The sequence below is a fragment of the Rossellomorea aquimaris genome, from assembly GCF_008180865.1.
GTDB classification, from domain to species: Bacteria; Bacillota; Bacilli; order Bacillales; family Bacillaceae_B; genus Rossellomorea; species Rossellomorea yichunensis.
The window spans coordinates 1,125,444-1,138,777 of sequence record NZ_VTEX01000001.1; the positions used below are offsets into that span (position 1 = coordinate 1,125,444).

Consider the following 13,334-nt stretch of genomic DNA (forward strand, 5'->3'; position numbering starts at 1 on the left):
ATATATTCGGATACGCGATATTATTCTGATATAACTTCAGCTTAACCTTGAAATTTTGGCACAATAAAAACCATGCGTCCGCATGGTTTTATCGTTTATTTTTTCGATTATAAGATCTAGAAGAAGGTTTTTTTCCTGTCCTTCTCCCTGTAATGTCAGGCTTCGTTTCAGCTGCTGTCCCCTCCGAATGTGTTGAAGGTTTTTGTTTTAATGAGTTAGAGGATTTTTTGCTCGTTATTTGTTTATCTTTGAACTCGTCTTTTTTCCTTTTCAGGGATTCCCGTTCCTTGCTATTTCCTTGTCGTTTAACTCCCTTTTTCTTAGCGGTTGTTTTTGATTTTAAAGAAATGGTATTCCCAAGGTTTTGCTTTTGAATCCGACTGTTCAGCTCTGCTTCAATTCTGTCCAGAAGGCTTCTTTCTTCAGATGAATATAGGGTATAAGCTAAGCCTGTTTCACCCGCTCTACCTGTTCTTCCAATTCTGTGAATGTAGGTTTCGGCATTTTCAGGCATGTCATAATTAAATACGTGAGTGACTCCCTCAATATCCAATCCCCTGGAAGCGACGTCAGTCGCAACTAACATTGGTACGTCGCCGGTTCTAAATTGCTCCATTACAATTTCACGTTTCTCTTGTGGGATATCCCCGTGGAGTTCAGCCACTTTGAACCCTTTTGATTTCAGGACTTGATATAATTTCGTGACCCGCCGTTTCGTTCTGCAAAAAACGATGGATTTACTTGGTTGAAATGCCTCTATTAATTGAATGACTGTGTCTTGCTTGGCCCTATCCACTGTATAAATGGCAAATTGATTAATGGAAGTGGATTTTTCAGCATCCGCCACCTCGATATATTGGGGAGTTTTAATATATTTGCGACCCAATTTTTTGATTTCAGCAGGAATCGTCGCAGAAAATAACATCGTTTGACGATTAGCCGGTGTTTTGCTTAAAATTTCTTCAACTTTATTTAGAAAACCTATCTGGAGAAGTTGATCTGCTTCATCAATGACCAAAAACATAAGATGAGATAGATCGAGATTCCCTTTTTTAAGATGATCCAATAGCCTCCCGGGAGTTCCAACCACAACATTTACATTCTGTTCCAGTTCCTTGATTTCCTCCTCATGGCTTTTACCACCATAAACGGAGATAACGCTAAATCCTTTGTTTTTCGTTGTGAGCTTCCTTATTTCACTTGTTACCTGGATAGCCAGCTCACGAGTCGGGGTAATAATCAAACTCTGAATATGAGGGGTGGCAGATTTACTTTTCTCCAGAATGGGTAAAACGTAAGCAAAGGTTTTACCAGTCCCGGTTTGAGCCTTAGCCATGACATCTTTTCCCTCCAAAAGGGTCGGTATCACATTTTCTTGTATGAGTGTCGGTTCACTTATTCCATTAGTAGATAAGGTTTTCTGAAGACTTTTTGATAGTCCCAGTGATGCAAACGAGTTCAATGATCATTCCTACTTTCTTAATAACAGATTTGACTTGTCTACTAATAGTGAAGGTTTCGTGGTGAAAAAGCAAGAACAAAAAGGATCCCAAATTGGAATCCTTCATGCTAATCGTTATAAACCAGCACGGGTATTTATCAACCAAATAAAAACGCGATCACCTAATGATCATCGCGTTTTTATGTTCACTCAATATACTACTTCTTTATAACCTCATTTATTTCCTGAAAGATTTCTTCTCTAATCGTATTCACCATTGAAAAGTCCATGGCTCTTATATAGATGGATTCGAGTTGTTCACGAAGGCATTTAGCTTCTTTAAGATATGAGATTGCTTCTTTCATTTTATCCTTATAGGCTTTTGTCGTACGTTCTATATCGGCAGCATATTTTTCATCTGTCCCTTGAGTAATGCATCTTTCATACATATCGATGATTTCATCAGATTCGAGTTCCGGGAAATATTCATGTGGTGCAGTACTATCGAAAATAGCGATTCCTTTTTCTCTGATGATCAACATATCAAGACTATTCGGGTCAAATCCACAATGATAAACCTCTATATCATAGCCTAATTCCTCTCCAGCAGAAGCAATTTTCTTTAACATCGTCGACTTTCCAGACCCTGCGCGCCCTTTGATAAAGTAGCGCTTTTCGACATCCTCTGTTAAATTCTGAATGTAGTCAACTGCTCCATCAGGAGTCGCGGCACCTAAGAACCGATGTTTGACTGTAGAGGATTTAGAAAGGCTCTTATCTTCAAAGAAGAGTGAAATTAACTCATTTGTTAATTGATTCGCTTTTGTGAAGTCCATGTTGGAAATGTATATCTCTTCAATGTCATCATGAGCACTAAGTGATGCAGCAAAGGTATCGTATGCTCTCTGAAAGAATGAGGCAATTTTATCGTTTAAGCCAAGGATTTCCTCTTTGTGCGGCAAAAGTTTCTTTGAGTGCCATGCCGCTCCTAAATTCACATATTCTTCAATAACACCGGGTGCTTTCGGTTCTATAATATGAGGAGCCGTCCCATCCACAATGCCGACCCCAAATTCAGGGAAGAGAACACCATCGATCGAGTGATTATCGGAAGCGCAATGTAAATATTCAACTTCTAGTCCCTTTCCCTCAAACCGTTCTCCAACCGACTTCATCAATGAGGATTTACCTGTACCGGGACCACCCTTCAGGATATAAATTCGCTCTAATCCATCTAAAACCGAATCATATAGACTGTAAAAACCTTTAGCCGTATTTCCCCCAGCATAATAATGACGAACCTTTCCTTTCATGAAATCACCCTTTCACATCATATATTTAAACATATGATGTGGGGTCTAAATAGGTGAATACCCAAGTAAAGCGTAAAAAAGCACTTCCACGAATGGAAATGCTTTTTATGTATAGCCGTGAATCAATCGTCTCCGTTTAGAAAGTCTCCGATTCCACCAAGTAAACTACCCTCACCAGTCGAACGGCCTCCCCCCTGTGGAGCACTTGCATAAATTCTTTCAGCTAAGCGACTGAATGGAAGTGACTGAATCCAGACAGTTCCTGGTCCACGTACAGTGGCAAAAAACAAACCTTCTCCGCCAAGGAAGGCAGATTTGATTTTCCCTACATACTCGATATTGTAGTCCACATCTTTCGTCATGGCCACTAAGCAACCCGTATCTACCCGTAACATTTCGCCAGGTTGAAGTTCTTTTCTATAAATCGTCCCTCCAGCATGTAGAAAGGCTAATCCGTCGCCCTCAAGCTTCTGCATAATAAATCCTTCACCGCCGAAGAAGCCTGTTCCTAATTTCTTTTGAAAATCGATCCCAACAGAAACTCCCTTTGCTGCACATAGAAAGGAATCCTTTTGACATACAACTTTACCGCCTAATTCACTTAGATCAACCGGGATGATTTTTCCTGGATAAGGAGCAGCGAATGATACATGCTTTTTCCCCCTCCCCTCATTGGTGAATACGGTCATGAACAAGCTTTCACCCGTTAATACACGCTTCCCTGCACCAACAAGCTTTCCTAAAAACCCACCGGTCCCGCTGCCCTTGGAACCATCTCCAAAAATCGTTTCCATCTCTATGCCGTCTTCCATCATCATCATTCCACCAGCTTCGGCTACGGCACTTTCTCCTGGATCCAATTCTATTTCAACAAACTGCATATCATCCCCATGCAATTTATACTCGATTTCATGTGAATTCATTCATTATTCCTCCTTTTAAATTCAAGCATATTTACCTATTCTCCAAGACAGGTACATTTCCCTTCTCCCACTGATTTTTCACAATAATGAGATTTCAATCAAAAAACACCACGGTACGAATAGATTCGTACGTGGTGTCTTTCAGTTAAGTTTACGGTTTAGATATGTTCTTACCATAGAAGATTTCATCCATTTCCATTTTCACTTTATCTGTAATTTCATCCATTTCACTTTCATCCAGTTTATCTTTTGTATAGCCGAATAAATAGTTATTTAAATCAAATTCTTTCAACTTACATTTTGTATGAAATATATTCTGAGGATACACATTGACATCGATCATATCATATTCATCTTTGATTTCCTCTGGTATGTAATTCTGAATTGAATTAATATCATGATCGATAAATAATTTTCGTCCGTTGATATCACGTGTAAACCCTCTCACCCGATAATCCATCGTCATGATGTCTGTGTCGAAGGAGTGAATAAGATAATTCAATGCCTTAAGTGGAGAAATTTCCCCGCAAGTAGAGACATCGATATCTGCCCGGAAAGTAGAAATCCCTTCGTGAGGATGATACTCAGGATACGTATGAACCGTGATATGGCTCTTATCAAGGTGCATTGTAACTGTGGATGGTAATGGTCCGGGTGATTCATCAAAATGTTCCGTAGGCACTTCAACTATCGGTCCTTCAGAAACCAGGATTGTCACACTCGCTCCCTGTGGGACATAATCCTGCTTAGAAACGTTCAAGACGTGTGCGCCAATAATATCCGATACATGTGTCAGGATCTTTGTTAACCGATCAGCATTGTATTGTTCATCGATATATTCAATATACGCTTCACGTTCTTCACGGGTCTTAGTATAGCAAATATCGTACATATTAAAACTCAATGACTTCGTTAAGTTATTAAATTCATGTAGTTGAATTCGTTCTTCATGAGATAATTTCATAGTGAATTTCCCCTTATATGTAAGTTTGTCGTGCCTGCCTATGCTTTTATCTTACCCAGAGCCAACCATACTAAAACAGGTTCTTTTGATTGAAGATGGTTGAAAATGGGTACTAAACATAGTGAATAAGCATTTCCCTTTTTACTTATTTATAAATTTGGATACAATGGAAGATAGAATGGAGTGTTAGCGATTGAGACGATTGTTTTTACTTATTATAATAGTTGCTTTTGCCTATATATCAAAACCCGCATGGGAAGACAAAGTGGAAGCAACAGAATTCGATTCTGTGCTCACAAAAATTGAAGAAATAAAGAACAGTCCTAAAGTGAAAGACACCTTCAATCAACTTTACAACGAAGTAAACCTTCTGCTCATAAAATTGGACGAATCATTTAGAGATCTGGAAGATCCGTCTGATACAAAGGAAGAGACCCCTGTAGAAAAACCTGCTTTAACTGTACCAAGTGATCAAACCTTCTCTATCTATAATATTGTAATGGGAGATTCAAAAGATAAACTTGAACAGGAGCTGGGAGAGGCAAAGAGACAATCTACTAATGAATACGGAGTTTCCTGGAATGCATATCACGAAAACTACCGTAATTTCTTAATGATTTCTTATGATGAAAATAACCAGGTTAATGGCCTTTACACCAATCAAGACCTCCTTTCCTCCTCCTCGGGTATTGAAATGGGGGTATCCAAAGAGGTGGTTCAGAATGAACTCGGTGAACCACTCTCAAATATCCGAAAAGGCTTGACTCTATATCAGCTCCAAAACAATGGTGAACAGGAAGTCTATCAAGTGGATGGAAGCTACGTAACTGTGTTCTATGACAAGCATGAAAATGACACCGTCACGGCCATACAAATAATTGATGAAAGCCTGGAAGCAAATAAGAAGAATTTCTATTCAGAAGCGAGCCCCGAGTTGAAAGAAGGATTTGAATTCCAGCTTTTTGACCTCACAAATGCTACACGTGTTGAAAAAGGATTAAATGCTCTCTCCTGGGACGATCAAGTCAGGGACACTGCAAGAAAACATAGTCTCGACATGGCGGAACAGAACTATTTCAGTCATACCAATCTAGAAGGTGAATCTCCATTCGACCGAATGGAAGAAGATCAGGTAGCCTTTCGTACCGCAGGAGAAAACTTAGCCTATGGACAATTAAGTTCCATCTTCGCCCATGAGGGACTGATGAACTCAAAAGGGCACAGGGAAAACATCCTTCAACCCCATTATGAGCATTTAGGTGTCGGAGTCGCATTCAACGGAAAAGCACAGCCGTATTTCACAGAGAACTTCTTCAGTAATTAAAAATTCATAGCCACTAAAAAAAGCAAGTGAGGATCTCTCACTTGCTTTTTTGCTGAGTATTTTTTAGGGGTTATGATTTAGATGGAGGAACATCGCATCCATTTTCGTCACAAGCCATTCCGTCTGTTCCCAGTGGCTGAAGTGAAGCCGGTTGATTCTCCTCTTCCCATACTTTCTGGATGGAGCTTAATAATACGTCACTTGGCTGTGCACCTGAAATAGCGTATTTACGGTTGATCACAAAGAATGGGACACCCTGTACACCAATTTGTCTTGCTTCTTCTTCATCGGTACGTACATCCCGTGTGAATTCTTGACCATTCAATACAGCTAGTGACTCTTCTGCATCCAATCCCGCTTGTTCAGCTAATCCTACCAGCGTTTCCTTGTCACCGATATGCTTTGAAAGAGTAAAGTGAGCTTGTAACAGTAATTCAGTAAGCTCTGCTTCCTTTCCTTTCGTTTTCGCATATTTTGTCAGGCGGTGTGCATCGAATGTATTCGTCGGAATACTTGAATCAAAGCGGAAGTCCAGACCAACCGTTGCAGCTTGTTTCGTCATGCTGTCTGTCATGTTTTTTGCTTGGTCAAGAGAGGTTCCATACTTTTTCGAAAGAATTTCCTGAATGCTCATGTCTGTTTCCACAGGTGCATGTGGATCTAATTCAAAGCTCTTGAACATGACCTCGACTTGATCTCTTTCAGGGAATTTTTGGAGAGCTTCCTCTAAATGACGTTTCCCTATATAACAAAATGGACATACAAAATCTGACCAAATTTCAATTTTCATACATAACACCTCTGTTTACATTTTCAATTCTTATCTGATCGTACCATAAATCGCATGTTTCCACTTTAAAATTGCTCACGGCTTACGAATATGGAGGCTTCCTTCTCGTTCTTCTCTTCACTCTGGCTGTATGACACCTATCACAAATTGGAAACCCGAAGTTTGGAGGTAATTTCTTTCCGCATTGTTTACACGACTGACTCATACTTGTGACCTCTGTCCTGAGACTTTCGTATACTCCATCGGCGATTTCACTTCTAACCCGCTCCCAGTAATAGGCCTCTGTTTGTCTTCCCAAGCGATATAAGAATAAGAGATGCAGACCGACAGCCTTGTAGGATACCTCTTTTTGTTCCAGGTTTTTGTTATTTATAGGAGGATCGGGTAACTCTTCTCCGTTTACAATGGCGTACATGCACTCTAACCATTGCTCCGTTAACTGAGCTTCTTTTTTCGAAAAAGGAAGATGTAAGAATCCATACAGGTCATTTAACGTAAGCTTTGCCTCGATATCGGTTCCACGAATTAGTTCGTATAACTCCCTTTCTTCAAACAGGGTGGCTTTTTCCGTGCCGTAAGGACTTTTGAATTTCTCCCAAAAGTAGAAAAACGTATCAAGGTCATGGTAATAGCGTTGAAAACGTTCAAACACACCGCTTGTCGGTGCGATGGCAAAGGTTTCGAGAGATTGATCGGGCTGATCTAACAGAAGCTTCATTACTTTAATATCCTTTGTAAAAGCTACTTTCCCTTCATTGTACAGACCCTTTCTCCCAGCACGACCGGCAATCTGCTTTACTTCCTGTGATGTCAGCCTTCTCCTTCTCGTTCCGTCAAATTTATCGGTTTCCAGGAATACAATCCTTCGTATCGGTAAATTCAAGCCCATTCCGATTGCATCGGTTGCCACTATTATATTTGTCTTTCCATTAATGAATTGCATCATTTGTTTCTTTCTTGTTTCAGGAGGCATACTGCCGTAAATCATGCTGACCTTATGCCCATTATTTTGCAACCTTGATGCCGTATCCAAAACTTTTTTACGGGAAAAGCAAACGAGAGCATCTCCTTTTTTGGCATGCCGCAATTGGAATTCTTTCGATTCGACTTGCAAAGGAATTTCTCTTTTGTAATCATGGACTTCGATGTTTCCTTCACCCACTAATTCCATTAGCAGGTCCCGGACATTTTCACTTCCGATGATATGTACCTCTTTTGCCCTTGCTTTTGTAATAGCACGGTACCAGGAGAAACCTCTATCTTGATCGGCCAGCATCTGAGCCTCATCGATTACGATCACTTCATATTCGTCCTTTTCACGGAACATCTCTACCGTAGACGACACGTGCTTTGCCAATATAACTTCTTTTTCCTCTTCTCCTGTTTTCAGATTACAAGGTACTCCATCTGCGTTCAATGTATCAAATACCTCGAGGGCGAGGAGGCGGAGTGGAGCTAAATACATGCCGCTTTTCGCTTCTTTCATCCGGCTAATGGCATGATGGGTTTTCCCAGTATTCGTTTCACCGATATGGAGTGTATACTTGATATCCCCACGGAATGAAGGACTATACTCCCTTCCAAAAATATCTTCCATCATTCGCTGTTCTTCTTCCTGCTTCCTTTTCAACTCTGCTAACTCAGCAGCCTTTCTCTTCTCCCGCTTATGTTTATCACTTTCATACATTGAAAGGTGAATATTCTCATCAAAAGGAACTTCTACAAGCTGAAATAAGTCCACAACATACTCCTCTTGAATCCTGGTGAAAAAGGTCGACTTCAATGTAAGGAGAAAATGGTGACTAAGCCTGCTTAAACGTTCTTCCGATAAGGGCTGACCGAATACATCATCGTAATCCGACAATAATTCTTCAGGCATATGACAGAGGAGCGAGCGATATACAATTTGCTCTGAATAATAAAAGACGAAACGCTCATACGGATAGAAATAGGTTTCGTATTCCCATACGTGTCCATCCCAGTTTTCACTCTTCTTGTGAATGGAGCCTGTAAATTCCTTAAGGAAGTCAGATACTGTTGTAAAAGAATCACTAGTGAAGTTTCCTTCCTCTGCCAGTCTCTCTTCCAGCATATATGGTTCAGTATGACGATATTTTGTTTTTGATCCCAGATCTTGTACAAATTTTTTAGCAAATAAATAGCGTAACTCCACATACCAGTATAATTCAAACTCATCCATTTGCTTATTTATGAAGGAGAGGATTCCTTTTTGAATATCCTTTTGAAGGGCTGCTTGCTTTTTTTCTTCGTGCTGTTTAATATAGTTTTCTCTAACATGTTGATGGCGCCCCTTCCAATCGTTTGCTGAAGGTGGATGTTCCATTAACCAGTTTAAAATATGAAAAGGCTGAAAATCTCTTATCTCATTGCGAAATAACTTGTTAATCAGTTTCTTATCTGTCCCTTCAATATCATAACCTTTCTTTCTCAAGAAGGCTTTTTTATGGCTGCGAAGAACATCATTGGTTACTTTGTTAAGCCAGATATTTGTCCAGATATTGTGAAAGAAAGCACTTCTTTCTGTAACATAATCCTGAAATGAAGGACATTTCTCATGTTTCTCTAAGTAAAGTGTGATATCATTTTCTATTTTTCGTTTTGTTTCCTCTATGGCTTCTTCACGAAGTAATTGAAGGTTTTGCATGGTAAGACCCCTTTATATGTTTTACGCGTTATCCCTAATGTACTTTGTAGTGTATGTATTTCTTCTTTATCTAACAAATCTCTTGCTTACAAATAGTTCATTATAGCATACAAGCTGCACTTAAATGATGATAAAATTTAACAGAACCACGCAAGCCCCATAGTCCAGGGCATGCATGTCATTGTTTGCCTCTCTCGATCGCTTGCCCTACCGCTTCAGTTAGTTCCATGGTGAGCTCGCGCACCATTTTTTCAAATGTAAATTCAAGGATTTTAGCCAGTGAACTTGTAGATTCAATTGTTAGCCCCCCCGTCATAGCCGTGATGGAAGAGTTAACTTCATCAGCCTTAAAAAAACCTTCACCTGTAAACTTTTGATTGATCCCCCTTAATATGAACTTAACTTCGGATGGCTCCTTCCATTCTGTAATCAGTACCTTTACATGCACCTTTTTGCTCATCACTCCAACACGCAGGGTGAATTTCCAAGTCGATTGAACGTCAGAAACAATGGTATGTTCTTTGTATCCAGGAACAAGAGGCGCCCAGGCATTCATATCACGAATGAATTCCCATACATGTGTGCGTGATGCATGAACGTTAACATGATGAATTCCTATTCCCATGAAAGTCCCCCTTTCCTTTTAATTGAGAGGTCCGTGAATAGTATGTATGGTAAGTGGCTATTATGCCTTATGGGACTTATAAAAAAGAAGCTTCACAAGGAAGCCTCCTATTTCATGTTATTCACGATCTCGAGAACTTCATGGAGCTCTTTGATTTCATAATCAGGAATGATATCATGAGGTTTTTGTTGACGGCGATTAATCCAAACCGTTGTGATACCGAGATTTGAAGCCCCGAGAATGTCTGTATTTAAATTATCTCCCACCATGATCACTTCGTCCTTTTGAAGCCTAAGCCTCTCTAGTGCATGAAGGAACATCGCTGAATCCGGTTTCCCTTTTCCGATATCTCCTGAGATGATAATTTCTTCAAAATAAGGTACGAGTTCAGGAGTGTTATCAAGTTTTGTATTCTGTAAATGGGGAGATCCATTCGTTAATAACAACAGTTGAAAGTTCTCCTTCACTTCATTTAGTACACGAAAAGTATCTTCATACACAAAAGGTCTCTCTTTTCTTTCCATGCGAAATCTTTCTGATAATTCCTCCCCAAGATATTCGTCCTTGATGCCTAAAGACTCTAATCCTGACGTCCAGGCCTTTTTGCGGTAAGTTGGAACGATTTCTTTCATCTTATGGAAGCCTTCATCATGTTCATCCAGAAAGTCTCCCCAAAGTCCTTCAAAAGGGTTAATACCAATATTTTGTGTGAATTCATATGTATCATAGGTTGAATACAACTTAGTCGCGGCTTCTCTTACAGTATGCTCTAAATCTTGGGGATCCACCCCCACCCTCGCCTGGGCATAACGGCAAGTTGCTTTAAACGCCTCCTCTATACTTTTGGAGTCCCATAATAATGTGTCATCCAAGTCAAACATGATAGCTTTAATCATCTTCTTCTCCCCCTTTTTCGTTTAAGCCTTAACTTATATTTTAGATTACTAGCTATACGGGAATTAGTAAACCAGGAAGAGAAATAAATTTCTTCACGTTATTTTCAACGTTTTTAGGGAATATAACTAAAAACAACGTATATTGAGGTGATTTTTACATGTGGATTGTATATGCAAGTATAGCGTTAATTGTGGTTGCTATAGTCATGTTGGGTGTCGCGTTAATGAAAACAATGAAGACGACCAGGCCCATTATTAATAAAATGAATCAAACGGTGGCGAACATTCAAACCAGAATGGACAAAATTTCTTCTGAAGCAAACCTGCTACAAGAAACACAAGGGGAGATTCAGGGAGACATCGAATACAAAAAGACGACCATTACCAACACCGTTCAAGAAGTCAAACGCACACCAGAAGTATTGAAAGGATTTTTAACCAGCTTGAAGAAATAAATAAGTCACCTTACTCTTTAGTGAGGTGACTTATTTATATGTAAAATCAGTTTACATAATATAATTAAAGTTCACTCCCTACTTCTCACCCTGAGTTTATACATGATACAATCGATGGGACTAGTAAAGAGGAGGAGATGGTATGAAAAATTGGGCATTTGTTTCTGACTTTGATGGTACGATCTCTAAAAAGGATTTTTATCATCTTGTACTGGAGAAATACTTTGAAGAGGGACAAGCTTTATACAAACAATGGAAGTCTGGAGAAATAAAAGACATCGACTTTTTGCGTCAGGTTTTCACGTCCATACATCAAGAAGAAAGGCAGATCATTGAAGATATACATTCTCTGGAGATTGATGAACACGTTCCTTCCTTCATCCGCAAAGTACAGGCACAAGGAGGGGACTTTTATATATTAAGCGCAGGGACAGATTACTATATTCATCATATTCTTGGGCAGTACGGAATTAGAGGCGTTGAGGTATACTCAAATGAAGGATACTATAAAGATAAGAATGTACATTTAAATATTGATCCTGAACATCCACATCACTCCGAAAGATATGGAATCGACAAATCAAAAGTTCTTACTGACCTCAAAAAAGAGTATGAAACCATATATTTTGCAGGTGATAGTGAACCAGATAGTCATCCTGCAAAAGTGGCAAACGTCACTTTTGCCATGAAAGCACTACAGGATATCCTGAAAGAAAACAATACCCCACATATTGAAGTGGATAGTTTTAATGACATTGAGCAACATCTCATACGTATTGGTGTGCTGCGCTAAATCTTTTTGCTTATCCTGCCCTTGCGTGATACAATGATCTTGCCTCTCCCGAACATTCGCTTGTTGCGGGACACTTAACCATGTACGGACGGGAGGGGCCACGCTAAAAAACCTTCAGACTGAATTTCCTTTAGGAATTCGGTCTTTTTTATTGGCTTTTCTTCATAATAAATATAAAAAAGCCAGCCCCCGATTGGGAACTGGCTTGAGATACTAATGTAAGGAGCCACATTTGCCGTAATTTGATATAAGAAAGTTTTAAACCACCACTCCTCAAAGTGGGTGTTTGCAGAAGGTTTCCTGTCGTCCTCAAATCGTGGAGGCTTGACATTCCAACTTCGATGTAAAACTCCCTATTACAGTTTAAAGGTTAAAACTTCGTTATGATTACGTACAACGCAGCCTGTATTAGTATAATACATCATCATGAATAGTATTTCAACTATTGTTTTTCTTTACCATCAATAGATATTAGCTAACAAAAGAATCGGACCAAGGTCCGTCCTTCTTTCATTACGCGTCGTATACTTCCATTTTCTCCATAACGTCACCGTTTTTCATTGATTTAGCGATGTCGATTCCTGAAGTCACTTTTCCGAAGACGGTATGAACGCCGTTCAGGTGAGGTTGTGGTTCGTGAACGATGAAGAACTGACTTCCTCCCGTATCTTTACCTGCATGGGCCATGGATAATGAACCTTCTTCATGCTTATGTGGATTTCCTTCTGTTTCACATTTGATTGTGTAACCAGGGCCACCCATACCATTCCCATTAGGGCATCCGCCTTGGCTTACGAAACCAGGGATGACACGGTGGAAGCTTAAACCGTTGTAGAAACCTTCATTTGCTAATTTTTCGAAATTTGCCACTGTTCCTGGTGCTTCATTTGGAAATAGATCAAATTCGATTTTTTCACCTGTCTGAAATTGTATGTATCCTTTTTTCTCCATTATTAACAGCTCCTTTTTTATAATAGGTCAATCAATATAATATCATTGAACAATTCTAATGTCACTTTAAAGGTCCGTTTTCAATAGGAAAACAATTCGTTGAACGTACCACTTCAATTATTTTCACCGTTTTTTCCTGCTGTTTTCACTTTCCCTTAAATCTTCGGGTACAGGTTGTCATGAAACACCATCCT

The 13,334-nt window shown here is 39.6% G+C and carries 12 protein-coding genes and 1 other RNA gene; 3 read left to right on the top strand and 10 right to left on the bottom strand.

From position 1 onward, the window contains the following. Positions 1-88 precede the first annotated feature (88 nt). The 4 genes from FZC88_RS05600 to speD all read right to left on the bottom strand — a co-directional run bounded on the left by FZC88_RS05600 (position 89) and on the right by speD (position 4,641). Positions 89-1,462 (bottom strand): DEAD/DEAH box helicase, encoded by a 1,374-nt coding sequence (locus tag FZC88_RS05600; protein ID WP_148993963.1) that lies wholly within the window; start codon positions 1,460-1,462, stop codon positions 89-91. 197 nt (positions 1,463-1,659) lie between these two features. Beyond that, entirely contained in the window at positions 1,660-2,754 is a 1,095-nt protein-coding gene (locus tag FZC88_RS05605; protein WP_148993964.1) for a PRK06851 family protein, read from the bottom strand. 122 nt (positions 2,755-2,876) lie between these two features. Beyond that, entirely contained in the window at positions 2,877-3,677 is an 801-nt protein-coding gene (locus FZC88_RS05610) for a TIGR00266 family protein (RefSeq protein ID WP_148968901.1), read from the bottom strand. Between the two features lie 151 nt (positions 3,678-3,828). Continuing rightward, the gene (gene speD / locus FZC88_RS05615) at positions 3,829-4,641 is read right to left on the bottom strand and encodes an adenosylmethionine decarboxylase (protein ID WP_148993965.1); all 813 of its coding nucleotides are present in this window, start codon (positions 4,639-4,641) and stop codon (positions 3,829-3,831) included. 193 nt (positions 4,642-4,834) lie between these two features. Between speD and FZC88_RS05620 the strand changes: the two genes are divergently transcribed. Further along, a complete protein-coding gene (locus tag FZC88_RS05620; protein ID WP_148993966.1) occupies positions 4,835-5,965 on the top strand; it encodes a CAP domain-containing protein in 1,131 nt (376 codons plus the stop codon). Positions 5,966-6,035: 70 nt separating this feature from the next. Here the strand turns inward: FZC88_RS05620 and FZC88_RS05625 are convergent, their stop codons facing one another. The 4 genes from FZC88_RS05625 to FZC88_RS05640 all read right to left on the bottom strand — a co-directional run bounded on the left by FZC88_RS05625 (position 6,036) and on the right by FZC88_RS05640 (position 10,941). Continuing rightward, positions 6,036-6,755: a DsbA family oxidoreductase gene (locus FZC88_RS05625; RefSeq protein WP_148993967.1), complete on the bottom strand. Its 720-nt coding sequence runs from the start codon at positions 6,753-6,755 to the stop codon at positions 6,036-6,038. Between the two features lie 82 nt (positions 6,756-6,837). Then, positions 6,838-9,420: a DEAD/DEAH box helicase gene (locus FZC88_RS05630; protein ID WP_148993968.1), complete on the bottom strand. Its 2,583-nt coding sequence runs from the start codon at positions 9,418-9,420 to the stop codon at positions 6,838-6,840. Between the two features lie 178 nt (positions 9,421-9,598). Then, positions 9,599-10,045, bottom strand: coding sequence for a CoxG family protein (locus FZC88_RS05635; protein ID WP_148993969.1), 447 nt, complete (start codon positions 10,043-10,045; stop codon positions 9,599-9,601). 107 nt (positions 10,046-10,152) lie between these two features. Continuing rightward, positions 10,153-10,941 carry an HAD family hydrolase gene (locus FZC88_RS05640; RefSeq protein WP_148993970.1) on the bottom strand — a complete coding sequence of 263 codons (789 nt, stop codon included), beginning with the start codon at positions 10,939-10,941 and terminating at the stop codon, positions 10,153-10,155. A gap of 158 nt (positions 10,942-11,099) precedes the next feature. Here FZC88_RS05640 and FZC88_RS05645 point away from each other — a divergent pair, with 158 nt between their 5' ends. After that, a complete protein-coding gene (locus FZC88_RS05645; protein WP_148993971.1) occupies positions 11,100-11,396 on the top strand; it encodes a DUF948 domain-containing protein in 297 nt (98 codons plus the stop codon). Between the two features lie 142 nt (positions 11,397-11,538). Further along, positions 11,539-12,189, top strand: a complete 651-nt coding sequence (locus FZC88_RS05650) for an MtnX-like HAD-IB family phosphatase (protein ID WP_148993972.1) — start codon at positions 11,539-11,541, stop codon at positions 12,187-12,189. Positions 12,190-12,408: 219 nt separating this feature from the next. Here FZC88_RS05650 and ssrS read toward each other — a convergent pair. Both ssrS and FZC88_RS05660 read right to left on the bottom strand, forming a co-directional pair. Then, positions 12,409-12,597: non-coding RNA, 6S RNA (gene ssrS, locus FZC88_RS05655), on the bottom strand. Positions 12,598-12,702: 105 nt separating this feature from the next. Beyond that, positions 12,703-13,140 (bottom strand): peptidylprolyl isomerase, encoded by a 438-nt coding sequence (locus tag FZC88_RS05660; protein WP_148993973.1) that lies wholly within the window; start codon positions 13,138-13,140, stop codon positions 12,703-12,705. Positions 13,141-13,334 lie beyond the last annotated feature (194 nt).

Coding starts and splice junctions, on each gene's coding strand:
- FZC88_RS05605 (WP_148993964.1), bottom strand. CDS start 2,754: ATGAAAGGAAAGGTTCGTCATTATTATGCTGGGGGAAATACGGCTAAA.
- FZC88_RS05610 (WP_148968901.1), bottom strand. CDS start 3,677: ATGAATTCACATGAAATCGAGTATAAATTGCATGGGGATGATATGCAG.
- speD (WP_148993965.1), bottom strand. CDS start 4,641: ATGAAATTATCTCATGAAGAACGAATTCAACTACATGAATTTAATAAC.
- FZC88_RS05625 (WP_148993967.1), bottom strand. CDS start 6,755: ATGAAAATTGAAATTTGGTCAGATTTTGTATGTCCATTTTGTTATATA.
- FZC88_RS05630 (WP_148993968.1), bottom strand. CDS start 9,420: ATGCAAAACCTTCAATTACTTCGTGAAGAAGCCATAGAGGAAACAAAA.
- FZC88_RS05635 (WP_148993969.1), bottom strand. CDS start 10,045: ATGGGAATAGGAATTCATCATGTTAACGTTCATGCATCACGCACACAT.
- FZC88_RS05640 (WP_148993970.1), bottom strand. CDS start 10,941: ATGATTAAAGCTATCATGTTTGACTTGGATGACACATTATTATGGGAC.
- FZC88_RS05645 (WP_148993971.1), top strand. CDS start 11,100: ATGTGGATTGTATATGCAAGTATAGCGTTAATTGTGGTTGCTATAGTC.
- FZC88_RS05650 (WP_148993972.1), top strand. CDS start 11,539: ATGAAAAATTGGGCATTTGTTTCTGACTTTGATGGTACGATCTCTAAA.
- FZC88_RS05660 (WP_148993973.1), bottom strand. CDS start 13,140: ATGGAGAAAAAAGGATACATACAATTTCAGACAGGTGAAAAAATCGAA.